A 21,941-nucleotide genomic window follows, 5' to 3' on the forward strand; every position below is an offset into this window, starting at 1 on the left:
GATTTCTGTCGCGTGGAGGGAAGGGAGGCAAACTCGCTGCGCTCAGACAGCCTCCCTTCTTTTTCCTCCCCGCAACAAAAATCCAAGGCGCCGCATAGGGCAAGGTACGGCCACACCATCGTGCGGCACATGTCGCCGCGATGGTCTCGTGGCTTGGCTCAATCCAGCTTCTGTTCCGGCGCCGTGGCCTGGGGCATCTTGCAGTTGAAGGCCGGCGCTTCGTCTTGCAGGTCCAGGTGGTTCATCAGCGTGGGGGCCAGGACCTTGAGCACTTGCACGGTCAGTGCGCTGGTGAATTTGTACTTGGCGGCATCAGCCCCGGCCACGTAGGCGACGACGGTGCCGAAGTAGCGGTCTCCCAGGTAGAAGACGAAGGCGCCGGAGCGGCTGACGACCCGTTCGGAGATGAGGCCGCCGCCGCGGCTGAAGGTTTTGAAGCGGTTGTCGCCGGTGCCCGTTTTGCCGCCGATGGCGATGGGTTTGCCGTCCTTGTCGATGAACGTGCCGGAGATGCGCTTGGCGGTGCCGCCTTCGACGACGCCGGCCAGCGCGGATTTGACCAGGGGCGGAATCTCGGGCGGCAGCACGCGTTCTCCGGCGTTGGGGTCGCGGCAGAGCATGACTTCGTAAGGCGTGTTGGCGGCAAAGCGAAGACGGTCGATGCGTACGCTGGGCAGGCGGATGCCGTCGTTTTCGATGATGCCCATCAGCTCCGCCAGCGATGCTGGCCGGTCCGCCGACGCGCCGATGGCGGTTCCGTATGACGGCACCAGCGATTCGAACGGATACCCCAGCCGCTTCCACATGGCGTGAATCTGCTGGAACGCTTCGATCTCCAGCATCTGCTTGATGCGCTTGTCTTGCGCGGCCTTGCGGTGCGATTGCAGCAGCCATTTGTAGACGGACAAGCGCTCATCGGCGCTGGCCTCGTTCACCTGCGCGAGCGTGGCTTGCGGATGGGTGCGCAGATACGCCACCAGCCACAGCTCCAGCGGATGCAGCTTGGCGATGTAGCCGCGGTCGGCCAGGTCGAAGCGCTGGACGGAATATTTCTCATACAGGTTGGTGAGTTCGGCCTCATCCAGCTTTGTGCCTGGCAGGTAGCTGCGGATGAATGCGGCGAGTTTGCCGGGGCCGGCCTCGGGGTCGATGCTGCGATAGATGGTGGCCAGCCGCACCGGCGTGGCGCGCGTGCTTTGCACCAGGATGGCTTCGCGCTCCTTGTCGGTCTTGCCTTTGTATTTGGCGTAGAACCGGCCCATGAAGAGCTTGCCTTCGCGGTCGGCAAAGCGCCGCAGGTAAATCTGTCGCTGCGGGGAATCCGGATTGGTCAGCGCCTCGGCGCCGGCATTGGGCAACTGGTGCTGAAAGTAGCGCGAGATGTCGCGCATGATCCGGACGAAGACGAGGTTGACGGAGTGCTTGAGCCCCTCGCGCACCGTGAAGTTCTGGGTGCCTTCCCATTTCTCGAAGTTTTCGAAACTCTGCATGCCGCCGCCGGTGGCAAACCACTCGCCGGCGTTGCCGGAGTATTTGCGCTCCATCGATGCATCGAGCATCGGCGCCAGCGAGCGGTCTTGCGCGTGGGCGAGGTAATCGACGGCCCAGCGCTCGATCGGGTTCTGCACGGGAATATTGACCTTGCGCAGCGCCGCCACAGGTTGATCGGCGTAGCGCTTGTGCAGCTCGGCCACGATCTGCAGATACGTCACCAGCGTGCGCAGCTTGGCCGTTGAGCCCAGATCGAGCTTGACGCCTTCGTTGATGTCGAACGGCTTGTCGAACGTATCGGCTTGTACCAGCACGCGGTTGCCGCCGGTCGCGCGTTCGTAGAGCGTGAAGCTGTAGGTCACGCCGCGCGGGTCGCCGCGCTCGAGCATCATGTCGCCGACGAGGCCGGCGGCCTTGGCGTTGGCCGGGTCGCGCAGCTTGCGCAGCTCGGCAGAGATATCGCGCTGCAACGGCGCATCGAGCGTGCTGCTGGCAGTCAGGTCGAGCCGGTCGAGCGCATACATGCGCGAGATGCCGAGCATGCCCGCCAGATTCACGCGTACGGCGTTCGTGCCTTTGTGCTCCAGCGGCGGAGGCGGCACGCGGGTGTTCAGCGCCTGCTGCTTGAGCGATTGCGCAATGGCCGCATCGCGCAGCGCCGGCGGAATCACGCCGGAGGCCGCCAGCACGCGCAGGTAGGCGTTGGTCAACGTTTCCAGCTCATCGAGATTCTCCAGGTAGTACGAAGGCCGCCGCTGCGAGACGAGCAGGCTCAACGCCTCCTTGTAGGCCAGCGCACGGTCTGGGAGGGGCGCCGTCGATTGGGCCGCGAGCAGCGCATTCACCTGGGCGAAGTCGCGCCCGTACCAGACCCACAGCGCATCGCCAATCCCCTGGATCTCGCCAAACCCCGCGCGCGCGCCCAGCGGCACGGTGTTCAGGTAATCGACGGCGAGCTGGTGGCGGGCGGCAGTGGTGTCTTCGCCGTTCAGGTAAGCACGGGCGGAGGCGGAGAACATCTGGCGCAGCTTTTCGCTGGGCGAATCGGTGCGGCCTTCGGGCGAGTGGCGATACTTTTCGATCTGCGTGGCGAGCGTGCTGCCGCCGGGCGATTCATGCGCCGGGTTGACGGCATGCAGGGCGCGGTCCCACACCGCACGCGCGAGGCGCGACCACTCCACGGCCGGGTTGCGCTTCGGGTCTTCGGTCTGCAGCAGCGTGCGGTTTTCAATCGCCAGCAGCGAGTTCACCAGCAGCGGCGGCACCGACGCGAAATTGTCATACACGCGTTCGGGATGCCGCACGCGGTAGATCGGGCGGCCGTCGTCGTCGAGCAGCTCCAGGCCGGCCTGGTCCTTCTCGCGATAGGGCGGGTTCATGCCGCTGTCCATTCGCTCGACCATCTCTTTGGAGGGCACGGCCTGCTGCGCGACGATGTAGCCGCGCGAGCGCAGGCGGTCCAGAAACGTGGGGAGGTCGTGATAGCCGAGCCGCTCGTCGTAAGGGCCGGAGTTCGGATAGCGGGCCGACGTGTTCGGCCCCGGCTTGACGGGAAAGGTTTGCGATTTCGCCAGATGCGCGAAATAGCGGGCCTGCCAGGCGGAGGTGCGGAATTCGTGAGCGACAAGCAAGGCGCCCACCGCAAGCACCAGCGCCACGACGAGGGCCAATTTGATGAAGATGGGGCGGCGTATTCTTTTCACTCGCTTGCGCTCCAATCGCAGGCGAACGTGCGCCTTGCTTCAATCTAGCCCATGCGGCTGTCGTGTCCAGCGGCTTGTAACTTTGGAACCGCCATTGCAAGCCTTACGAGGGTGCGTAATACGGAATCTTCTGCTCGTCGTACAACCGATACGTCAGCGCCAGCATGGCGCGGATGTCTTCAGATTCGTCGAGCAGGCGCGTGCTGAAGATAATGGGCGAGACCAACTGCGGATCGTCGAGTTCCATGTAGCAGACGTCTTCGCGCCGCAGGCCCGCCACACTGCGCGGCACCACCGATACGCCTTCGCCCGCAGCCACCAGCCCCAAGGCGATTTGCAATTCCCGTGCCTCGTAAATCTTGCTGGGTTCCAGCGCGCGATCGTGGAAGAGGGCGAGCACCTGGTCCGCATAACTCGGGCGCGGTGTGCGCGGGTAAATGATCAGCGTGTCGCCGACAAGGTCACGCAGCGAGGCGGTTGTCCTGCCGTCCAGCAGCGCATGGCCTGAGGGCAGCGCGACGATCAGTCGTTCATCGCGCAGGAGGATGCGCCGCACGTTCGGGTCTTCGTAACGGATGCGGCCGAAACCGACGTCGATGCGGCCGTCCTTGAGCGCCTGGATCTGATCCATCGTCGTCATTTCGTGCATGGTCAGATCGACCATCGGGTACTCCGCCCGAAAGCGCCGGATGACCTTCGGCAGCATTCCGTACAGCGTTGAAGCCACGAAGCCGACCGACATGCGTCGCTCGATCTGGCCGACGCGTTGCGTCATCGACGCAAGTTCTGCCGTCTGCGCCAGCAATTGCCGCGCATGCGCGTGGAAAAAGCGGCCCGCTTCGGTCAGCCTGAGCGGGCGGCTGCCGCGCTCGAACAGCAGCACGCCGACTTCCTCTTCCAATTGCTGAATCTGCCGCGAGAGCGGCGGCTGCGCGATATGCAGCCGTTCTGCGGCGCGCGTGAAGTTCAGCTCTTCAGCAACGGCAACGAAATAGCGCAGGTGACGCAGCTCCATTTTTATACCCTTAAGGTATGAAACTGATACTAAATCGGTGTTGGACGCAGTAAATCGCGCTGCGTAATCTGGTTTCCACGTTGATAGCCGTTCTTCTGATACCTGGAAAACATGATTCGCTCGATCGAGGCCATTCTAGTGGATGTGCCTACCATCCGTCCGCACAAGCTGTCCGTCGCCACCATGCACACGCAGACGCTCGTCCTCGTGCATGTGCGCTGTGAAGACGGCATCGAAGGCTGGGGCGAGGCCACCACCATTGGCGGCCTCAACTACGGCGAAGAGAGCCCCGAAAGCATCAAGGTCAACATCGACACGCACATTGCGCCGCTGCTGATCGGCATGGAGGCGCGCAATGTGGCGGCTGCCATGGCACGCGTGCGCAAGACCATCCAGGGCAACCGCTTTGCGAAGTGCGCGCTCGAAACGGCGCTGCTCGATGCGCAGGCCCGCCGGCTCGGCGTGCCGCTGTCGGAGCTGCTGGGCGGCCGCCTGCGCGATGCGCTGCCGGTGGCCTGGACGCTCGCCAGCGGCGACACCCGCAAGGACATTGCCGAGGCAGAAGCGATGCTTGCCGAGCGCCGCCACCGCATCTTCAAGCTGAAGATCGGCCTGCGCGCGGTGGCAGACGACGTGGCTCACGTATTGGCCATCAAGCGTGCACTGGGCGACGCCGTGAGTGTGCGTGTGGACGTCAACCAAGCCTGGAGCGAGCTTGATGCTGCCAACGGCATCGCCGCGTTGCAAGCCGGCGGCGTCGACCTGATCGAACAGCCGGTGCGCGCAGAAAACCGCGCCGCGCTGGAGCGCCTGGCCCGGCAGTTCACCGTGCCGATGATGGCCGACGAAGCCCTGCACGGTCCGCTCGATGCATTTGAGCTGGCGTGCTCTGCCAGCGCGGACGTCTTCGCCGTGAAGATCGCGCAGTCCGGCGGCCTCGTGCCGGCGATGCAGGTGGCCGCCATCGCTCAGCTGGCGGGTATCGGCCTGTACGGCGGAACGATGCTCGAAGGCGCCGTTGGCACGGCGGCGTCAGCCCACGTGTTTTCCACCTTTGGCGAGCTGCAGTTCGGCACCGAGCTGTTCGGCCCCTTGTTGCTTATGCAAGAGTTGCTGACTGAACCGCTGCAGTACCGCGACTTCATGTTGCAGGTGCCGACCGGCCCGGGCCTGGGCATCGACATCGATCAAGACAAGCTGGCACGCCTGCGCCGGCAATAAATCCAAAACGAACGAGACCACCAAGGAGACCACGATGCTGTTCCACGTCCGCATGGATGTTCGCCTGCCGGCCGACATGCCCGCCGATGTCGCCAACGAGATCAAGGCGCGCGAGAAGGCCTATTCGCAGGATCTGCAGCGCAGCGGCAAGTGGCGCCACATCTGGCGCCTGGTTGGCGAGTACGCGAACGTCAGCATCTTCGACGTGCAGAGCAATGCAGAACTGCACGACATCCTGACGGCGCTGCCGCTGTTTCCGTACATGCAGATCGCTGTGACGCCGCTGTGCCGTCACCCGTCGTCAGTGCATAGCGACGATGCCTGAGACATTCCACATCCCCCCAGAACACCACGAGGAGACACCCATCATGAACGCGCGCGTATTCGAAACAAAAGAAGTGCAGGACCTGCTGAAGGCCGCCACCAACCTGGACGGCAAGGACGGCAACGCCCGCCTGAAGCAGGTCACCCACCGGCTGCTGGCCGACCTGTTCAAGGCCGTCGACGACCTCGATATCACGCCGGACGAGGTCTGGGCCGGCATCAACTACCTGAACAAGCTCGGGCAGGACGGAGAAGCGGCATTGCTGGCGGCCGGCGTGGGCCTGGAGAAATACCTCGATATCCGCATGGATGCTGCGGATGCGGCGCTGGGCATCAACGGCGGTACGCCGCGCACGATTGAAGGGCCGCTGTACGTTGCCGGCACAACGGTGCGCGATGGCGTGTCCAGGATCGACATCGATCCGGACCCGGCGGCAGGCCCGCTGGTCATTCATGGCACGGTGACGGGCCCGGACGGCAAGCCGGTGGCCGGCGCCGTGGTCGAGTGCTGGCATGCGAACTCGAACGGCTTCTACTCGCATTTCGATCCGACCGGTGCGCAGAGCCCGTTCAACCTGCGCGGCGCCGTCCGGACGGGCGCCGATGGTCAATATGAATTCCGCACGCTTATGCCGGTGGGCTACGGCTGCCCGCCGCACGGCGCCACGCAGCAACTGCTGAACGGCCTTGCGCGCCACGGCAACCGGCCGGCGCACGTGCACTTCTTCGTCACGAGCGACGGCCACCGCAAGTTGACGACGCAATTCAACATCGAAGGCGATCCGCTGATCTGGGACGACTTCGCCTATGCCACCCGCGAAGAGCTGATTCCGCATGTGGTGGAAAAAACCGGCGGCACCGCGCTCGGCCTGAAAGCCGATGCGTACAAGGACATCGAATTCAACTTCGTGCTCACGCCGCTGGTTCAGGGCAAGGACAACCAGCGCGTGAATCGCTTGCGCGCTTCGGCCGAGGCCTGAGGCCGGGTGCCTCAACGTGGAGACGACCATGTCCGCCTTGATCGACAAAGCCAGCGAACTGGACCAGCTGCTGTCAACCGCCGTGGTGGATGACAAAGAGGCCGGCATTTTCCGCTGCCGCCGCGACATCTTCACCCACCCCGATCTGTTCGCGCTGGAGATGAAGCACATCTTCGAGAACAACTGGGTGTATCTGGCGCACGAGAGCCAGATTCCAAACAACAACGATTACTACACCACGTGGATTGGCCGCCAGCCGATCGTCATCACGCGCGACAAGACCGGCGAGCTGCATGCCGTCATCAATGCCTGCGCGCACAAGGGTGCGATGCTGTGCCGCCGCAAGCATGGCAACAAGGGCAGCTTCACGTGCCCGTTCCACGGCTGGACGTTCTCGAACACCGGCAAGCTGCTGAAGGTGAAGGACGAAAAGACCACCGAGTACCCGGTGCAGTTCAACACGCACGGGTCGCACGATCTGAAGAAGGTTGCGCGGTTCGAGAGCTATCGCGGCTTCCTGTTCGGCAGCCTTAACGCCGATGTGCAGCCGCTTGAGGCGTACCTTGGCGAAGCGCGTGTGATCATCGACCAGATCGTCGATCAGGCACCCGAAGGCCTGGAAGTGCTGCGCGGCAATTCTTCCTACGTCTATGACGGCAACTGGAAGATGCAGATGGAAAACGGCTGCGACGGCTACCACGTCAGCACCGTGCACTGGAACTACGCCGCAACGATGGGGCGACGCAAGGAAGGCGGCACGCAGGCCGTGGATGCAAACAGCTGGAGCAAGTCGGTGGCGGGCGTCTATGGGTTCGAGCACGGCCACATCCTGCTGTGGACGCAGACGATGAACCCGGAAGTGCGACCCGTCTATGCGCACCGTGACGAAATCAAGGCGCGCGTGGGTGAAACCCAGACCGATTTCATCGTCAACCAGACCCGCAACCTGTGCCTGTATCCAAACGTCTTCCTGATGGATCAGTTCAGCACGCAGATTCGCGTGGTACGGCCCATCAGCGTCGACAAGACCGAGGTCTCGATCTTCTGTTTCGCGCCGAAGGGCGAAAGCGCAACGGACCGCGCAACGCGCATCCGCCAGTACGAGGATTTCTTCAACGTCACCGGCATGGGCACCGCCGATGACCTGGAGGAATTCCGCGCCTGTCAGAACGGCTACGCCGGAACGACCGCGCTGTGGAACGACCTGTCACGCGGGGCGCCGCTGTGGGTGCACGGCCCCGACGAGAACGCCACGAAGATGGGATTGAAGCCGCTCATCTCGGGCGAGCGCAGCGAAGACGAAGGCCTGTTCGTCTGCCAGCACGAATACTGGGTGCGCATCATGCGTGAGGCGCTCAAGCAGGAATGCGAAGGAGTGCCGGCATGAGCGCGGATTACCAGAACATCTGCGCCGCCCTGTACCGCGAAGCGCGACTGCTTGACGACCGCCAGTGGGACGCGTGGCTCGACTGCTACGCAGAAGACGTCACCTACTGGATGCCCGCGTGGGATGACGACGACCAACTGACCGACGATCCGCAGAGCCAGATCTCGTTGATGTACTACGCCAATCGCTGCGGGCTGGAGGATCGCGTCTTCCGCATCAAGACCGAGCGCAGCGGGGCCTCCACACCCGAGCCGCGAACGAGCCACACCGTCGCCAATGTCGAAGTGCTGGCCGAACGCGGCGATGAAGTCGACGTGCGCTACAACTTTCACACGCTCAGCCACCGGTACAAAACCACCGACCACTTCTTCGGCACGATCTTCGTCACCCTGCGCCGCGCGGGCGACGGCTTCCTGATTGCATCCAAGAAGATCGTCCTGAAGAACGACTACATCCGGCAGGTGCTCGACGTCTATCACGTCTGATGTGCACCCCGCATAGGACACGCAAAAGAGGCAGCGGAGGTATTCCATGTCCAGTTTCACAGTCGCACTGAATTTCGAGGACGGGGTGACCCGTTTCATCGATTGCAAAGCGGGCGAGAAGGTGCTCGATGCCGCCTTCCGCGCCAAGATCAACCTGCCGATGGATTGCTCAGATGGCGTTTGCGGGACCTGCAAGTGCCGCGCCGAAAGCGGAAGCTACGACCTCGGTGACGATTACATTGACGACGCCCTGAGCGAGGACGAGAAAAACACCGGCCTTGTCCTGACGTGCCAGATGGTGCCGCACAGCGATTGCGTGATCGCGGTGCCGACCTCGTCGACGGCCTGCAAAACGGGGCAGAGTGCTTTCGCCGCAACGGTGTCGAACGTCGAGCAGCACAACGATGCAGCGGTCGTGCTCGAACTGGACGTGGATGCCACGGCGCCAGTGTTTCTTCCTGGCCAGTACGTCAACATCGGCGTGCCGGGCAGCGGGCAGCACCGTTCGTATTCGTTCTCGTCCGCGCCAGGTGAATCGAAGATCAGCTTCCTCATCAAGAAGATCCCCGGCGGCGTGATGAGCCGCTGGCTCGAAACCGCGCAGCCCGGCGACAAGCTCGATCTGCAAGGCCCGCTGGGCAGCTTCTATCTGCGCGATGTGCAGCGGCCGCTGTTGTTCCTTGCCGGCGGTACGGGCCTCGCGCCGTTCCTGTCGATGCTTGAAGTGCTGGCGCGCACCCATTCGCAGCAGAAGGTGCACCTGATTTATGGCGTGACGCGTGACCTCGACCTCGTCCAGGTCGATGCGATCGACGCCTATGCAGCGCGGCTGCCGAACTTCAGCTACGCCACGGTCGTCGCCGACGCCGCGTCGAATCACCCGCGCAAGGGCTGGGTAACGCAGCACGTGCCTGCCGATGCGCTGAACGATGGCGACGTCGACGTCTATCTGTGCGGGCCGCCGCCGATGGTCGATGCAGTACGCAAGTACTTTGACGACGAAGGCGTGAAGCCCAGCAGCTTTTACTACGAGAAGTTCACGCCCAATGCAGTACCGGAGGCGAAGGCGGCATGAGCATGCAACGATTCTCAGGCAAGGCCGTCGTCGTGACGGGGGCGGCGCAAGGTATCGGGCGCGGCGTGGCAATGGCTGCGGCGGCAGAGGGCGCTCCGGTGCTACTGGTGGACCGGGCGGAGTTGGTTTTCGAGGTGCAGGCCGAAATTGCAGCAGCAGGCGGCCAGGCCCACGCCACCACCACCGATCTGGAAACGTATGCCGGCGCTCAACATGCCGTGCAGGCCGCGCTAGATGCGTTCGGCCGCATCGATGTGCTGATCAACAACGTCGGTGGCACGATCTGGGCGAAACCGTATCAGCACTATGAAGAAGCGCAGATTGAGGCGGAAATCCGCCGCTCGTTGTTCCCCACGCTGTGGTGTTGCCGCGCCGTGCTGCCGCACATGGTGGAGCGCCGGCAGGGCGTGATCGTGAATGTGTCGTCGATTGCCACGCGCGGTATCTATCGGATTCCGTATTCGGCGGCCAAGGGCGGCGTGAACGCACTGACGGCCAGCCTCGCCATGGAGCACGCCCAGGACAACATCCGGGTCAACGCCGTCGCCACGGGCGGCACCGAAGCGCCGCCGCGGAAAATCCCGCGCAACACGGCGCCCATGTCGGAGCAGGAGGCGGTCTGGTATCAGGGCATCGTCGACCAGACCATCGCCAGCAGCCTGATGCACCGCTACGGCACGATCGACGAGCAGGTAAAGGCGATTCTGTTTCTGGCGTCGGACGACGCGTCGTACATCACCGGGACGGTGTTGCCGGTGGGCGGCGGGGATCTGGGCTGAGCGCTGCCCGGCGCCCCAAAACAAAAACGGCGCCGATGCGCCGTTTTTTTATGCCTTCGTGGGATAGCCGAACATTCGACCGCCCCATTCAGCCCAGGTAAGAACCGGACTTGCCAACCACCTCTGCGTACGCGAGGTTGTCGTCCCAACCGTTGCGGAAGAAATTGATAACTGCGCGCAGCAGCGAGGTGCGGTTGGCGGCTTGAACTTGGATTTCGCCGGCGAACTTGGGGGTGAAATAGGCTTGCTGGACCATGATGTTTTCTCTCAGTGCGTGATCTAGGGTTTTCCCGAGTATAGGGTTATCCCTAGGACTGAGCAATGAGGCAAAGCAAACCCGCGGTCCATTCTCAATATCACTCAATGTAAATAATCGGTGCGCTTGACGCGCGCTCCGCGCCCAGACCAGGCGAAATCGAACGACCCGGAATGTGGCGTTTGCAGCATATTTTTCTGCGCTGGAAAAGATTTTTTAACGGCACGTTCCGCGCAGGAGGTGGAAAATCCCACGAAGAAGTGCGCTTCTTCGCTCATTATTCGTCTATATTGCGCCATTTTCTTTCAACGTGCGGGCTTGTTGTTTGATCCACATGCCCTCTACCATACGCCGCCGAATCCCCCGCTTCTGCTTCTGTTCCGAGGAGGCCTCGTATGGCGTATCCCCCAATCCCGGTGCCGGCCGACGGCGCGCCCAGCGCCAACACGGCGTGGCAGGCGCGCAGCCGCGCGGCCGTCTGGCATCCGTGCACGCAAAACGCGCGGCTCGATGCCATGCCGCCGCTGCCGATCGCGCGCGGTCAGGGGCCGTGGCTGATCGACTTTGACGGCAAGCGCTACCTGGACGGCACCAGCTCCTGGTGGGTCAACCTGTTCGGCCATGCGAATCCGCACATCAACGCGGCGCTGAAGACGCAGCTCGATTCGCTGGAGCACGTCATGCTGGCGGGCGCGACGCACCGCCCGGCCGTGGAACTGGCCGAGCGCCTGATCGACCTGACGGGCGGCGTGCTGGGCCACAGCTTCTTCGGCTCCGACGGCGCTTCTGCCGTGGAAATCGCGCTCAAGATGAGCTTTCACGCCCATCGCAATGCAGGGCAGGGCGCACGCAGCCGATTCGTCTGCCTGGAACACGGCTACCACGGTGAAACGCTCGGTGCGCTCGGTGTGACCGATGTGGCGATCTTCCGCGATGCGTACGACCCGCTGATTCTGCAATCGCATCGCGTGCCGTCCCCAGACGCGCGTCTGGCCGGCCCGGGCGAGACCGCCGCCGACGTAGCCGAACGCGCACTGGCCGCATTGCGCGATTGCCTGAGCACCCACGCCGGCACCATCGCCGCCGTCATCATCGAACCGCTGGTGCAATGCGCGGCCGGCATGGCCATGCACGACGTGAGCTATCTGCGCGGCGTGCGTGCGCTGTGCGACGAATTTGGCGTGCATTGGATTGCGGATGAAATTGCCGTCGGCTGCGGTCGCACCGGTACGTTCTTCGCATGCGAACAGGCTGGCGTGTGGCCGGACCTGCTGTGCCTCTCAAAGGGCATCAGCGGCGGTTATCTGCCGCTGTCGATCGTGCTGTCGCGCGATGCCATCTACGACGCCTTCAACGACGATGCGCCGGTGCGCAGTTTCCTCCATTCGCATTCGTATACGGGCAATCCGCTGGCGTGCCGTGCGGCACTCGCCACGCTCGATCTGTTTGCTGAAGAAGACGTCTTTGCGCGCAATCGCGTGACCGCGGCGCGCATCGCCCAGGGGCTGGCGCCGCTGTCGCACGATGCGCGATTTGCCCATCTGCGGCAGACCGGGATGATCACCGCCTTCGACGTGCACCCCGACGTGGCCGGTGCACGCTTTGCCGAACGCTTTTCGCTGACGGCGCGCGCGCACGGGCTGCTGCTGCGCCCCATCGGCAACACCGTTTATCTGCTGCCGCCGTATGTGCTGAGCGACGAAGAGACCGACACGCTGGTCGAACGCACGCTGCAGACGCTTGAAGACACGCTCGCCCAAGCCACGGGCGAAACTGAAGGACACACCTATGCGATTGCTTGACGACCTGCAGGCCGGCCTCGACGCCATTGACGCCGCGCACCTGCGCCGCGTGCGCCGCACCGCGTACAGCCCGACCGACCGCAGCCAGCGCATCAGCGTGCCCGGTGAAGAGCCGCGCGACATTCTCGGCTTTTGCGGCAACGACTATCTCGGGCTGGCAGCGCACCCCGCCTTGGCCGAGGCGATGACGCAAGGTACGCAGCAATATGGCTTTGGCAGCGGCGCATCGCATCTGGTCAGCGGCCATTCGATTGCGCATGCGCGGCTGGAAGCACGCATGGCTGCGTTGCAAGCCGCGCACATTCCCGAGGCGGATGCGCTGTTCTTCTGCACGGGCTACATGGCCAATCTGGCCGTGGTGAGCGCCATGGCGCAGGCTGGCGGCATCCGCCCGGCCGATGAATGCACGATCTTTTCCGACGCGTTGAATCACGCTTCGCTCATCGACGGTGCACGGTTGTCGCGGGCGCCCATCAAGGTCTATCCGCACGTCGACCTCGCTGCGCTGGAAGCGCTGCTGGCCGCCAGCACCAGCCGCAACAAGCTGATCGTCACGGACGGCGTGTTCAGCATGGATGGCGACATCGCGCCGCTGCCCGAACTGCTTGCGCTGGCCGAACGCTACGACGCCTGGCTGATCGTCGACGACGCCCATGGCCTGGGCGTGCTGGGCGAGAACGGCGCCGGTGTGCTGTCGCACTTCGGGCTGCACTCGCAGCGCATCGTCTACGTCGGCACGTTCGGCAAGGCGGCCGGCGGCTCGGGCGCAGCCATTGTCGGACATCGGCTGGTGATTGACTGGCTGGTGCAGCGCGCGCGCACGTACATCTTCACAACAGCTACGCCGCCGGGCATTGCATGTGCGGTGGAGGCAGCGCTGAACCTGATTGCAAGCGAGGAGGGCGCGGAACGTCGTGCCCGCCTTGACCGCCACATCGCCGTGTGGACTTCGCACGCGCAGCGGTTGGCTGCACGCTTCGGCTGGCAGTGGATGCCGTCGCCGACGGCCATCCAGCCGATCGTGATTGGAGAGAACGCACCCGCGCTTGAACTGGCCGCTGCGCTCGAACGCGAAGGCATCCGCATCGCCGCGATCCGCCCGCCCACGGTGCCGGCAGGGACGGCGCGCTTGCGCATCACGCTGTCGGCGGCACATACCGATGCCGACATCGAGCGCCTTGCGCAGGCGCTGGAAGCGGCCGGCCAATCCCTCCAGCCCGCCAAGGCAGCCTGACATGCCCGCACGCTTCGATTGCTTTGTCACCGGCACCGATACGGAGATCGGCAAGACGCTCGTCAGCGCGGCGTTGCTGAGCAAGCTGGCGGACGCCGGCTACCGTGCCGCGGGCCTCAAGCCGATTGCCGCAGGCACGCTGGCGGGCGCGCCCACGCGCACCAACGAAGACGTCGAGCAACTGCGCGCCGCGGCATCGGTGGATCTGCCGCTCGACACCGTTTGCCCATGGCTGCTCGACGCGCCGATGTCTCCGCATCTGGCTGCCGCGCGCGAAGGCGTGACGATCACGCTGCCGCCGATTCTGGATGCGGTTGCGCACGCCAGGTCGTTGGCGGATGCCGTCGTGGTGGAGGGCGTCGGTGGTTTCCGCGTGCCGCTGTCTGACGATTTTGATACGGCCGAGATGGCCGTGGCGTTGGGCTTGCCCGTGGTGCTGGTTGTGGGCTTGCGCCTGGGCTGCTTGAATCACGCCGCACTCACTGCCGAGGCGATTGCCGCGCGCGGGCTGCACCTGGCCGGCTGGGTCGCCAACGTGGTTGACGCGTCCATGGCAGGGCTTGACGACAATGTCGCCACGCTGCGCCGGTGGATCAACGCACCGCATCTGGGCACGATTCCGCGATTGCCGCACGCCGATGCGCGGCTCGCCGCAAGCCACGTCGATATCACGCCGCTACTGGCGCCCCAAGCTGAAACGCGGCGGTAAACTACCGGCTTCACCGAGTGCAACAGGGACGGTTGTCATGCGCGCAATGCGTTGGCTGGCGATAGCGATTGTGGTGGCGGCAACGGCGGGATGTGCGGCCTTGGAGTCCCCCGTCACCAAGGGGCAGCGACTGGTGGGCGCCGACGAGCCCGCCGTGCAGGCGCAGTTCGGGCCGCCGCGCGAAACGTATCCGCTCGATGGCGGCACCCGCTGGCTCTATCCGACCAAACCCTACGGCCAGTTCACCTACGCGGCCGACTTTGATGCCGGCGGCAAGCTCGTCGCCTTCAAGCAAGTCCTGAGCAGTCTCGAATTTGCCCAGGCCAAGATCGGCGTCTGGACCCGCGACGACGTGCTCCGGCATTTCGGTCAGCCGGTCGAGACCGCGTATTTCCCGCGCATGGAACGGCTGGTCTGGTCGTACCGCTTCAAGGCGGACGACGTCTGGCCGTCGCTGATGCATTTCTACTTCGACCCGGCCGGCGTCCTGCAACTGACGCAGATCACGCCCGACCCGCTTTACGATCCGGACCGCCCCCGGCTGTTCCGCCGCTAACTGGCCGGCAGTTGAGGTAGCGCAATCCGATTGTGCGCTCAGGGTTCCTCCTGCATTGCGCGCCTTGCGCGGCGACCTAAGCTAGAGAGCAGGGGAGGCAGACGCCGCCGGCGTTTGCCGAGAGCAACCGTCATCAGAACGGACGCGCATTGTTGGGGGTGCATCATGCTGACGCATCGCTGGGTCGACATCGACCCGATCGCAGCGGGTCAACATCCGCTGTACGGCATTGCCGGATGGCTGCCGTGGGTGCTGGCGATTGCCATCGCCGGGCCAACGTGGGTGTTCTGGCAGGGGTTGTCGATGGATGCGCTGCAACTGGCCGGCGCCGATCTGTTCGATGCCAACGCGCCGGGCAGCGGCGCTATCAACCTCACCACGCTGCTGTATCTGATTTCCAGCGTGACGGTGCTGGTGCTGGCCACCACGCACGACAGCGCGTTCCGCCCGGCCATGCTCGTGCACATGGCGCTGCTGCCGCCGCTGATTGGCCTGATGCTGATGGCCGGTGGCATTCCAGAAGCACGCTCCACCTTCATCGACGGCGTAGCCGTTGCGGCAGCGCTGACGCTGACGTGCGGCGTCTACCTGCAGGCCTCGCGCCGCGTGCACATCACCTTCGAACTACGCGACCGGGCGCCGGGCGAGCATGCCTGGTTCAAGCGTCAGAAACGGGCCGCGGCGGGTTGACAAGCGTGACCATCACGTAGCTCATGATGGTCAGGAGGAACCAGGCGCCCAGCTTGGCGATCGACACCATTTCCCAGCCCTGCAGCTGGTTGGGATAGAGCCACGTGCGCGTGAACGTGCCGATGTTTTCTGCAAGCCAGATGAAGAGGGCGACCAGCGTAAAGCCCAGCAGGAAGGGCATGCGCCGGTGGACGCGATCGATGCGGAAGTGGATCCAGCAGCGCCGGAATGCCATCGCAATGAGCGCCATCAGCACGTAGCGCAAGTCCCACCAATAGTGGTGCAGGAAGAAATTCACGTAGATGCCGAGCGAGAGCAGGGCCGTCACCGCCAACGGCGGATGATGCGTGAAGCGCAGGTCAAATTCGCGCCACGCCCGCGCGATATAGCTGCCCACCGAGGCATACATGAAGCCGGTGAACAGCGGCACGCCGCCAATGCGCAGCACCGACGCCTCGGGGTAAATCCATGAGCCGACCGCCGTCTTGAACACCTCCATGCCCGTACCGGCCACATGGAACATCAGGATCACCTTGGCCTCGTCCCACGTCTCCAGCTTCAGCCACAGCAAGGCAATCTGGATGATGACCGCGGCAATCGTCAGGGCGTCGTAGCGGGCAATCGGTGCGGCTGCCGGATACCAGAAATGCGTGCCGATCAGCAGGGCGACCATCAGCCCGCCGAACAGGCATGCCCACGCCTGCTTGATGCCGAAAACGACAAATTCGTGCACCGCCGCCGCCAATTGCCCTTGGCGCGCGGCCCAGGCGCCGCTGCGGTCACGCCAATACGTAAAACGGGCCCGCAGGCCCGCTCGCAAGGAGATGGTTTCCGCCGGCATTCAGTCGATCAGCGCAAAGCGCGGCACCTGCCGGCCGTCGACTTCAACCATCTCGTGGAACATCGTCGATGGGCGTGTCCAGATCGTGCCGTTGGCGGCGCGATAGACCGTCATCTTGATGGCGGGATCGGGCTCGTACGTGGCCTCGCACAGCCATTCGTATTCGCCGCCCTTGTAGTGCCGGTAGCGGCGGGTTGACGGGACTTGCATGGCGGCTTCAGTGTTGCGTGGGCTTGTCTTCTTCGTCGACGTAGGGGACGTGCTTGCCTTCCTGCGTCTGCGCGCCGAGCTTGGCATCTTCCATGGCGTCCTGGTAAGCCAGCATGGCCGCGGCCACGGCTTCGGGTTCGCCGTTGAAGGAAATCACGCTTTCGCCGCAGTTCGGGCATTCGCCGCCGAAGATGGCATGGATGCCGGGCATGTCGCGCGGCTCCATCCCTTCGAATTCGGTAAAGGCGGTCTGGCAGGCGCCGCAGACAAGCTTTTCGGGGCGCAGGGCCTCCAGCCGGGCGTGCGCCTGAGAAATGCGGTCGGCCTGTGAGCCGCGTCGTTTGGCTTCGCCCATGATGTTCTTCCTGATTCAGATGATTGGAGGGTGGATCATACCGAACGGCGCGGCACGGCTGCCAGTTCGCGCCGCCCGCTCAGCGTTCGGCCAATCGCTTCAGCGCGGCCAGAACGTCGGGAAAATCCGATGTGACCATCGGCCCGAATGCAGCGGCATCGGGGCCCGTGATCTCGGTGCGATAGACGATCTTCGTGCGGCCGGACGGTAGGCTGACGAGCTGATGATCCACCAGTACGCGGGTGCCGTCGACCACCGTCTCGTCGACAAAACCTTCGTTGGGACGCACGTCGACAAGCGTGCTGATGAACGGGTCTTGCCCCGGCGGCTGCATGGTGAACTGCGTACCGTTGGCAAACGGCCCGTGGAGTTCAATGCGCTCGATGCCGGCATTCCAGTCGCCCCATTTCTCAACGTTGGCGAACAGTTCCCAGACGCGGGCGGGGAAGGCGGTCGTTTCGATGCTCTCTTCGTGAATCCACATAAGCGGCTCCGGATGTATTCCGATGTGTGGGCTGGCACCGCCCATGGCAGCGCTGCCGAGGTATAGATTGCGGCGGATCGGGCTGCAAGGTACAGGCACGCGGTAGCAGCCGGCAACTGTCGCGCGCATCTCGGCTGATATAGTGCGGCCCCTTTGACCACATTCGCGAGCTTCGCCATGTCTACGATTCCCGCCTGCCCAAAATGCGCCTCTGAAAACACCTATCAGGACGGCGAACTCTATATCTGCCCAGACTGCGCGCACGAATGGAATCCGTCGGCGCAGGAAGACGAAGAAGAGGCAGCGCTGGTCATCAAGGACGCCAACGGCAACGCGCTGAACGCGGGCGATTCCGCAACGCTGGTGAAGGACCTGAAGCTCAAGGGCGGGTCGGGCACGCTCAAGGCGGGCACCAAGATCAAGAACATCCGGCTGGTGGCGGGCGACCATCCGATCGATTGCAAGATCGATGGCGTGAGCTATCTGCTCAAGCCGGAGTTTTTGAAGAAGGCTTAGTGGGTGGGTTGCGGTAAGGCCGGCGGATGCTGGTCGATGTTCTATTTAACATAACATAAATTATCCGAAATACAGGCGAGCGAGCCCGGGGGCGCTGCACATAGCCAGCCAACCCCACGGCGCGCATCTAGTCGCCGAACCTAAAAGTGCGTTGGGTCTGGACGTAAAACTACGTGGAAATGCGTGATGAAGCGCATTCCGATTTGTCGTCTCATTGTTACGTCTGTCTGTCGTGCTGTTGGATCTGCGGCGCTGCTTCGTTCGTTTGCACAGTTTCGCTGAGACTGTTTGAGTGCAACACTTGCAAGATGCAGGCGCACGTCAACATGGCCACAATCGGGTCAGGTGACCCTGCTCAACGTCTCGACCGGGGCTCAGCTATGCACGAATCTGCTTCTTGTCTTCCTCGCACCCTGAAAGACATTGTTTCGGCTGGCTTACCCGACGAGCTCTCTGGGCAAGCCGGATCAAACCGGGACTATGATTTCGAACCGCTGATACCCGCGCAGACAGATAGTCAGGCGATCGCTGCCTGGCTCGGCGAGTCTCCGGATGGTTCCGCTACACGTCGCGCTTATGAGAAGGAGGTGCAGCGGTTGTATGCTTGGGCTCTCGCATACGCCGGCAAACCTATATCCTCGCTCACCCGCGGCGATATGGACGCCTACGAGCTGTTCATGAGCGCACCGCCCCTGCATTGGTGTGCACCTCGCTACGTTCGTCGGGACAGCGCCGAGTGGAGGCCATTCGAAGGCCCAGTATCTTCCGATAGCCGAAGGCATGCACTCAGGGTGCTCAAAGCCTTCTTTGCCTATCTGGTTGGAGTCCACTATCTGGTCCGCAACCCCTTGGGAGCAGCGCAAGCAAGACGAGGTGGCAGTTCTTCGGGCCCGCTTACCCAATTGAGATACATCCCTCGTGGCTTGCTGACTCGCTTGCTCGCGGCGCTCGAGGACGAGTGTGCTCGACTGAAGGCCTCCGGGGAAGCGCACCTTGAGATGGAGCGCATGCTCATGGTCATACGTGTTCTCGCCAACACCGGTCTTCGGCGTGGCGAATTGGCGTCTGCTGTGATGGGCGACCTGTATGCGGACCGCGATGCTGTCACCGGTGCCGAGCATTGGTTCTTGGCCCTTAATAAGAGGGAGCGCAGCAGCGAGGTAGTGGCTTTCAATCCAACCGCTCTCGCAGCAGTCTTTCGCTGCCTGAGCGCGAACGGAGTAAATCCATATAAGGTAGACCCCCGAACGCCACTGGTGCCCAAACTCGATTGCTATGCAGTCATCGATGAGCCCTACTCTGCGACTACCGAGCAAACCATCTACAACATCGTGCAAAAGGCGCTGAGCATCGGGGCGAAAGCCCTAGAAAACACCAATCCGAATGATGCACACGTCTTACGCCGCGCGACCCCTTATTGGTTCCGCCGGACGTTCGTCACGCTCATGACGGAAATTGGTCAGCCTCTGCCGCTGATTAATAGACAACTGCGGCACGCATCGATCAATACGACGGCTGGGTACGTACGTGCGGAGAACTATGAGTTGTACCGGGCGGCGGCGTCTCTGGCGGTATAGCCCGATATGACATTCATGGCTGCATTTTTCCTATGGCAAACTTGAGTGGCTAAAAAATCACATAATTAGGATTATGTAAAACTTAGTCCCAGGCGCATTTTGGCCCGTAGAGTTCATCCAGGTGCTGGATGTACGACGGAAGCAATGCGGTTCACTGTCGCGAGGCAAATGTGTTCACTCGTTGCCCGAGATCGACGAATGGTCAGCGGGTCCCCGACTTTGCTTCCGTTCTGGCGAGTTGCTGCTCGACTTTGCTTCGCATGCCGATTGGCCGACTCGTCAATAGAGACATCCCGCCTCATGCTGCTGCACCAGCCAGCCGCCAAATCTGGACCCCTAGGCGTCTAGGCGTCTATCCGCCTACCGCCCGAAGCGCCTTCCATTGCTCCGGCTCAAGATACATTCCGCCGGCAATGAAATTGCGACATTGGTGGCCTTTCAGTGTCCGCGCAGAGCAGTACACCGCCCCTTGAGACTCATACCACTCGATGTACTCCGGAACGGTGAGTCCCATGACTTGCGCGAATACTGCCTGTTTTTCTGACGTGAGATGAAGCACTTGCTCCGGTGTCAGCGCGACAGTCTTCGCCCCATATAGAGCCGGCACATCCACGTAGAAGCCACAGCCTGCCGCCTTGGCAGCGTTCAAAATTTGGATAGCAACCGCCGTATCCATTCGCACCTCCTCTGCCGCCCTACACGTTGCGGCGCTGCCTTTCCTACGTCAGTCGATCAAGCCAACCCGCAGGCCGGTGAACGGGTCCATTGCCGCCGATAGCTTTCCGGCCTTGGCCGCGTCCAGCAAGGCCAACGCAAAGCCTGCCTAGTTGAGGTCGACATTGTCCTTGCGTGTACGCCACGCGATGTAGATTTGCTCCTTCCACGCTGACGCATTGCCCACGCCGGTGATCTGCACGAGCCCCAGAACTGCGGCATTCAACAGCTGTTCTTCCATCACTTTTCCTTTGCTCTCAGTGCGAGAAGTACATCACTATCGAGAAGATAAACGCCAGCGCGACGACGATGGCCCAAAATACTTGCCAACCCGGACTGGAACGATTTATCGCTTCGGCCAGATGACTCTTCCGTTGATATTTTCTACGTGCCATGCTGTTCTTCCTATTCGACGATGGACATTTTCGCGTGCACAGCATTTGCGAGCGCGAGACTTGTCTTCCGCACGAACGAAATCAATTCCTGCGGGTCGCTGCTGGCGCTAGAAAAGTAGCCTTGCTCCGTTCCAACCCGGGCATTCCCCAGATTATCGAACAGCACCTGGAACAGTTCGTCCCCATCTTTTCCTTCTGTGGTGACGTGGATAAATCGGAGTCGACCTCCCAGCCTTGCAATTGGAAAACCATCCTTGAGCCACACATGGTCGAACCGCATCCGCACGCGGAAACCGTGCAGATCAGCACAGAGCAGATCGTCAACGGTATGGTATTGCAGGCCCAAGTTCTTGAGCGGTCCAGGGAGTTCGCTCTCCAGCAATGCCCTCCGAATCCTGCGATAGACCGCATCGATCTTTGAGCCATCCTGTGCAGCGGCTACGGTGGTCGAAAACTGTCGCTCAATCATCACAAGCTCCATCAGGGTAAATTGCCAGTTCAATGCTTAGGGCACATGCACTGCCTTGACTGCGGGAATCAACTGGAGCAGAAAGCCAGCCATGATCATCACCAAGCCGAGCCTGGCCAGGCCGTTGTAGATGCGCATGCGCCAGGTCACCTCGATTTCGACATACATGCCTTCGTTCAGCAGGCCGATTGAAGGCAAGCCGAAGACAGTAACCATTAAGCCACCAATGAATCCCACGATAAGTCCAACGACGTTCAGATCCCCGCTTGCCAATGCTGTGAACAGCCTCGCGGCAAACTTGATGGCTTCCATCATCGTAGCGTTCCTCTTCCTATGTGTTAGCGCAATGTATGCCCCGACTGCCGCGCCAGTGTCAGCTCGGCAGCTTTGAAAAAAAGGTCACCATAACCCCAGACAACCGTACCGATCACCGTGAGGACTATCGCGACCGAGAGGCTGATCTGGTGAGTGCGGCGATATTTCGCTCTCAGAGACTCCATCTCCGCGCTCGTAAAGGAGCCCGGCGTCAGCAGGGACCATAGATATTGGCATTTGTTTTGGGCGATAAACGCGAACACGGCTACTGGATTTGCCCCCGTATCTCCGGACACCGCCTCACACTTGAGTTGATGATTCTGTCCTGCGCCTGAACTCGCGTGGCGAGCGATATTTC

General features: G+C 62.6%; 27 protein-coding genes. 14 read left to right on the forward strand and 13 right to left on the reverse strand.

The window, feature by feature from the left end; translation table 11 throughout:
* Positions 1-158: 158 nt before the first annotated feature.
* Both R2669_RS20090 and R2669_RS20095 read right to left on the reverse strand, forming a co-directional pair.
* Entirely contained in the window at positions 159-3,194 is a 3,036-nt protein-coding gene (locus R2669_RS20090) for a transglycosylase domain-containing protein (RefSeq protein WP_316901826.1), read from the reverse strand.
* A 103-nt stretch (positions 3,195-3,297) separates the two neighbouring features.
* On the reverse strand, positions 3,298-4,209 hold the full coding sequence (locus R2669_RS20095) for a LysR family transcriptional regulator (protein WP_147214447.1): 912 nt from the start codon (positions 4,207-4,209) through the stop codon (positions 3,298-3,300).
* 111 nt (positions 4,210-4,320) lie between these two features.
* Here R2669_RS20095 and R2669_RS20100 point away from each other — a divergent pair, with 111 nt between their 5' ends.
* From R2669_RS20100 to R2669_RS20130, 7 genes are read left to right on the forward strand one after another with little or no spacing between them, the layout of a single operon-like run.
* Entirely contained in the window at positions 4,321-5,430 is a 1,110-nt protein-coding gene (locus R2669_RS20100; protein WP_316901827.1) for a muconate/chloromuconate family cycloisomerase, read from the forward strand.
* A 34-nt stretch (positions 5,431-5,464) separates the two neighbouring features.
* Complete coding sequence (gene catC / locus R2669_RS20105; RefSeq protein ID WP_102067185.1) at positions 5,465-5,755, forward strand: muconolactone Delta-isomerase; 291 nt, start codon at positions 5,465-5,467, stop codon at positions 5,753-5,755.
* Between the two features lie 43 nt (positions 5,756-5,798).
* Positions 5,799-6,734: a catechol 1,2-dioxygenase gene (gene catA, locus R2669_RS20110; protein ID WP_316901828.1), complete on the forward strand. Its 936-nt coding sequence runs from the start codon at positions 5,799-5,801 to the stop codon at positions 6,732-6,734.
* Positions 6,735-6,762: 28 nt separating this feature from the next.
* Positions 6,763-8,121 (forward strand): SRPBCC family protein, encoded by a 1,359-nt coding sequence (locus tag R2669_RS20115; RefSeq protein WP_316901829.1) that lies wholly within the window; start codon positions 6,763-6,765, stop codon positions 8,119-8,121.
* Complete coding sequence (gene benB / locus R2669_RS20120) at positions 8,118-8,606, forward strand: benzoate 1,2-dioxygenase small subunit (protein WP_316901830.1); 489 nt, start codon at positions 8,118-8,120, stop codon at positions 8,604-8,606. Before R2669_RS20115 ends, benB begins: the two co-directional genes overlap by 4 nt.
* 46 nt (positions 8,607-8,652) lie before the next feature.
* A complete protein-coding gene (gene benC, locus R2669_RS20125; protein WP_316901831.1) occupies positions 8,653-9,681 on the forward strand; it encodes a benzoate 1,2-dioxygenase electron transfer component BenC in 1,029 nt (342 codons plus the stop codon).
* A complete protein-coding gene (locus R2669_RS20130) occupies positions 9,678-10,460 on the forward strand; it encodes a 1,6-dihydroxycyclohexa-2,4-diene-1-carboxylate dehydrogenase (protein ID WP_316901832.1) in 783 nt (260 codons plus the stop codon). The genes benC and R2669_RS20130 overlap by 4 nt, the downstream gene beginning before the upstream one ends.
* 88 nt (positions 10,461-10,548) lie before the next feature.
* Here the strand turns inward: R2669_RS20130 and R2669_RS20135 are convergent, their stop codons facing one another.
* On the reverse strand, positions 10,549-10,716 hold the full coding sequence (locus tag R2669_RS20135; RefSeq protein ID WP_009238159.1) for a hypothetical protein: 168 nt from the start codon (positions 10,714-10,716) through the stop codon (positions 10,549-10,551).
* Positions 10,717-10,820: 104 nt separating this feature from the next.
* Positions 10,821-10,994, reverse strand: coding sequence for a hypothetical protein (locus R2669_RS20140; RefSeq protein ID WP_316901833.1), 174 nt, complete (start codon positions 10,992-10,994; stop codon positions 10,821-10,823).
* Between the two features lie 117 nt (positions 10,995-11,111).
* Here R2669_RS20140 and bioA point away from each other — a divergent pair, with 117 nt between their 5' ends.
* The 5 genes from bioA to R2669_RS20165 all read left to right on the forward strand — a co-directional run bounded on the left by bioA (position 11,112) and on the right by R2669_RS20165 (position 15,707).
* Entirely contained in the window at positions 11,112-12,518 is a 1,407-nt protein-coding gene (gene bioA / locus R2669_RS20145; protein ID WP_316901834.1) for an adenosylmethionine--8-amino-7-oxononanoate transaminase, read from the forward strand.
* The gene (gene bioF / locus R2669_RS20150; RefSeq protein ID WP_316901835.1) at positions 12,505-13,752 is read left to right on the forward strand and encodes an 8-amino-7-oxononanoate synthase; all 1,248 of its coding nucleotides are present in this window, start codon (positions 12,505-12,507) and stop codon (positions 13,750-13,752) included. The genes bioA and bioF overlap by 14 nt, the downstream gene beginning before the upstream one ends.
* Position 13,753: 1 nt before the next feature.
* Positions 13,754-14,461, forward strand: coding sequence for a dethiobiotin synthase (bioD, locus tag R2669_RS20155; protein WP_316901836.1), 708 nt, complete (start codon positions 13,754-13,756; stop codon positions 14,459-14,461).
* A gap of 37 nt (positions 14,462-14,498) precedes the next feature.
* Positions 14,499-15,017: a hypothetical protein gene (locus R2669_RS20160; RefSeq protein ID WP_147214456.1), complete on the forward strand. Its 519-nt coding sequence runs from the start codon at positions 14,499-14,501 to the stop codon at positions 15,015-15,017.
* Between the two features lie 165 nt (positions 15,018-15,182).
* Complete coding sequence (locus R2669_RS20165; protein WP_147214457.1) at positions 15,183-15,707, forward strand: hypothetical protein; 525 nt, start codon at positions 15,183-15,185, stop codon at positions 15,705-15,707.
* On the opposite strand, the gene R2669_RS20170 is transcribed toward R2669_RS20165, so the two are convergent.
* The 4 genes from R2669_RS20170 to R2669_RS20185 all read right to left on the reverse strand — a co-directional run bounded on the left by R2669_RS20170 (position 15,676) and on the right by R2669_RS20185 (position 17,597).
* Positions 15,676-16,548 carry a DUF817 domain-containing protein gene (locus R2669_RS20170; RefSeq protein WP_316901837.1) on the reverse strand — a complete coding sequence of 291 codons (873 nt, stop codon included), beginning with the start codon at positions 16,546-16,548 and terminating at the stop codon, positions 15,676-15,678. The two genes, R2669_RS20165 and R2669_RS20170, sit on opposite strands and share 32 nt — an antisense overlap.
* Positions 16,549-16,758 (reverse strand): DUF1653 domain-containing protein, encoded by a 210-nt coding sequence (locus R2669_RS20175; protein ID WP_147214459.1) that lies wholly within the window; start codon positions 16,756-16,758, stop codon positions 16,549-16,551. It abuts the gene before it with no gap.
* A 7-nt stretch (positions 16,759-16,765) separates the two neighbouring features.
* The gene (locus R2669_RS20180; RefSeq protein ID WP_027681460.1) at positions 16,766-17,113 is read right to left on the reverse strand and encodes a hypothetical protein; all 348 of its coding nucleotides are present in this window, start codon (positions 17,111-17,113) and stop codon (positions 16,766-16,768) included.
* 79 nt (positions 17,114-17,192) lie between these two features.
* Positions 17,193-17,597 (reverse strand): SRPBCC family protein, encoded by a 405-nt coding sequence (locus tag R2669_RS20185; protein WP_316901838.1) that lies wholly within the window; start codon positions 17,595-17,597, stop codon positions 17,193-17,195.
* Positions 17,598-17,774: 177 nt separating this feature from the next.
* Between R2669_RS20185 and R2669_RS20190 the strand changes: the two genes are divergently transcribed.
* Together R2669_RS20190 and R2669_RS20195 are read left to right on the forward strand one after the other, a co-directional pair.
* A complete protein-coding gene (locus R2669_RS20190; protein WP_316901839.1) occupies positions 17,775-18,113 on the forward strand; it encodes a zinc ribbon domain-containing protein YjdM in 339 nt (112 codons plus the stop codon).
* A 380-nt stretch (positions 18,114-18,493) separates the two neighbouring features.
* On the forward strand, positions 18,494-19,690 hold the full coding sequence (locus R2669_RS20195) for a tyrosine-type recombinase/integrase (RefSeq protein WP_316901840.1): 1,197 nt from the start codon (positions 18,494-18,496) through the stop codon (positions 19,688-19,690).
* 352 nt (positions 19,691-20,042) lie between these two features.
* Here the strand turns inward: R2669_RS20195 and R2669_RS20200 are convergent, their stop codons facing one another.
* The 5 genes from R2669_RS20200 to R2669_RS20220 form a co-directional block, all read right to left on the reverse strand.
* Complete coding sequence (locus tag R2669_RS20200; RefSeq protein ID WP_316901841.1) at positions 20,043-20,366, reverse strand: hypothetical protein; 324 nt, start codon at positions 20,364-20,366, stop codon at positions 20,043-20,045.
* Positions 20,367-20,513: 147 nt separating this feature from the next.
* Positions 20,514-20,645, reverse strand: coding sequence for a hypothetical protein (locus R2669_RS20205; protein ID WP_316901842.1), 132 nt, complete (start codon positions 20,643-20,645; stop codon positions 20,514-20,516).
* Positions 20,646-20,809: 164 nt separating this feature from the next.
* Positions 20,810-21,268: a hypothetical protein gene (locus R2669_RS20210; RefSeq protein WP_316901843.1), complete on the reverse strand. Its 459-nt coding sequence runs from the start codon at positions 21,266-21,268 to the stop codon at positions 20,810-20,812.
* 36 nt (positions 21,269-21,304) lie between these two features.
* A complete protein-coding gene (locus R2669_RS20215) occupies positions 21,305-21,583 on the reverse strand; it encodes a hypothetical protein (RefSeq protein ID WP_316901844.1) in 279 nt (92 codons plus the stop codon).
* Between the two features lie 23 nt (positions 21,584-21,606).
* Positions 21,607-21,941: hypothetical protein (locus tag R2669_RS20220; RefSeq protein ID WP_345785429.1), on the reverse strand; the 335-nt coding region annotated here is incomplete at its 5' end.

This window comes from Ralstonia edaphi (assembly GCF_958350185.1).
In the GTDB taxonomy this organism is placed as follows: domain Bacteria; phylum Pseudomonadota; class Gammaproteobacteria; order Burkholderiales; family Burkholderiaceae; genus Ralstonia; species Ralstonia edaphi.

Excerpts from the sequence above, each read along its gene's own strand:
- R2669_RS20170 (WP_316901837.1), bottom strand. The coding sequence starts at position 16,548 with ATGCCGGCGGAAACCATCTCCTTGCGAGCGGGCCTGCGGGCCCGTTTT.
- R2669_RS20205 (WP_316901842.1), bottom strand. The coding sequence starts at position 20,645 with ATGGAAGAACAGCTGTTGAATGCCGCAGTTCTGGGGCTCGTGCAGATC.
- R2669_RS20160 (WP_147214456.1), top strand. The coding sequence starts at position 14,499 with ATGCGCGCAATGCGTTGGCTGGCGATAGCGATTGTGGTGGCGGCAACG.
- benC (WP_316901831.1), top strand. The coding sequence starts at position 8,653 with ATGTCCAGTTTCACAGTCGCACTGAATTTCGAGGACGGGGTGACCCGT.
- bioD (WP_316901836.1), top strand. The coding sequence starts at position 13,754 with ATGCCCGCACGCTTCGATTGCTTTGTCACCGGCACCGATACGGAGATC.
- R2669_RS20165 (WP_147214457.1), top strand. The coding sequence starts at position 15,183 with ATGCTGACGCATCGCTGGGTCGACATCGACCCGATCGCAGCGGGTCAA.
- catC (WP_102067185.1), top strand. The coding sequence starts at position 5,465 with ATGCTGTTCCACGTCCGCATGGATGTTCGCCTGCCGGCCGACATGCCC.
- R2669_RS20115 (WP_316901829.1), top strand. The coding sequence starts at position 6,763 with ATGTCCGCCTTGATCGACAAAGCCAGCGAACTGGACCAGCTGCTGTCA.
- benB (WP_316901830.1), top strand. The coding sequence starts at position 8,118 with ATGAGCGCGGATTACCAGAACATCTGCGCCGCCCTGTACCGCGAAGCG.
- R2669_RS20190 (WP_316901839.1), top strand. The coding sequence starts at position 17,775 with ATGTCTACGATTCCCGCCTGCCCAAAATGCGCCTCTGAAAACACCTAT.
- R2669_RS20100 (WP_316901827.1), top strand. The coding sequence starts at position 4,321 with ATGATTCGCTCGATCGAGGCCATTCTAGTGGATGTGCCTACCATCCGT.
- R2669_RS20210 (WP_316901843.1), bottom strand. The coding sequence starts at position 21,268 with ATGATTGAGCGACAGTTTTCGACCACCGTAGCCGCTGCACAGGATGGC.
- R2669_RS20215 (WP_316901844.1), bottom strand. The coding sequence starts at position 21,583 with ATGATGGAAGCCATCAAGTTTGCCGCGAGGCTGTTCACAGCATTGGCA.
- R2669_RS20095 (WP_147214447.1), bottom strand. The coding sequence starts at position 4,209 with ATGGAGCTGCGTCACCTGCGCTATTTCGTTGCCGTTGCTGAAGAGCTG.
- bioA (WP_316901834.1), top strand. The coding sequence starts at position 11,112 with ATGGCGTATCCCCCAATCCCGGTGCCGGCCGACGGCGCGCCCAGCGCC.
- R2669_RS20175 (WP_147214459.1), bottom strand. The coding sequence starts at position 16,758 with ATGCAAGTCCCGTCAACCCGCCGCTACCGGCACTACAAGGGCGGCGAA.
- bioF (WP_316901835.1), top strand. The coding sequence starts at position 12,505 with ATGCGATTGCTTGACGACCTGCAGGCCGGCCTCGACGCCATTGACGCC.
- R2669_RS20180 (WP_027681460.1), bottom strand. The coding sequence starts at position 17,113 with ATGGGCGAAGCCAAACGACGCGGCTCACAGGCCGACCGCATTTCTCAG.
- catA (WP_316901828.1), top strand. The coding sequence starts at position 5,799 with ATGAACGCGCGCGTATTCGAAACAAAAGAAGTGCAGGACCTGCTGAAG.
- R2669_RS20135 (WP_009238159.1), bottom strand. The coding sequence starts at position 10,716 with ATGGTCCAGCAAGCCTATTTCACCCCCAAGTTCGCCGGCGAAATCCAA.
- R2669_RS20140 (WP_316901833.1), bottom strand. The coding sequence starts at position 10,994 with ATGAGCGAAGAAGCGCACTTCTTCGTGGGATTTTCCACCTCCTGCGCG.
- R2669_RS20195 (WP_316901840.1), top strand. The coding sequence starts at position 18,494 with ATGCACGAATCTGCTTCTTGTCTTCCTCGCACCCTGAAAGACATTGTT.
- R2669_RS20130 (WP_316901832.1), top strand. The coding sequence starts at position 9,678 with ATGAGCATGCAACGATTCTCAGGCAAGGCCGTCGTCGTGACGGGGGCG.
- R2669_RS20200 (WP_316901841.1), bottom strand. The coding sequence starts at position 20,366 with ATGGATACGGCGGTTGCTATCCAAATTTTGAACGCTGCCAAGGCGGCA.
- R2669_RS20185 (WP_316901838.1), bottom strand. The coding sequence starts at position 17,597 with ATGTGGATTCACGAAGAGAGCATCGAAACGACCGCCTTCCCCGCCCGC.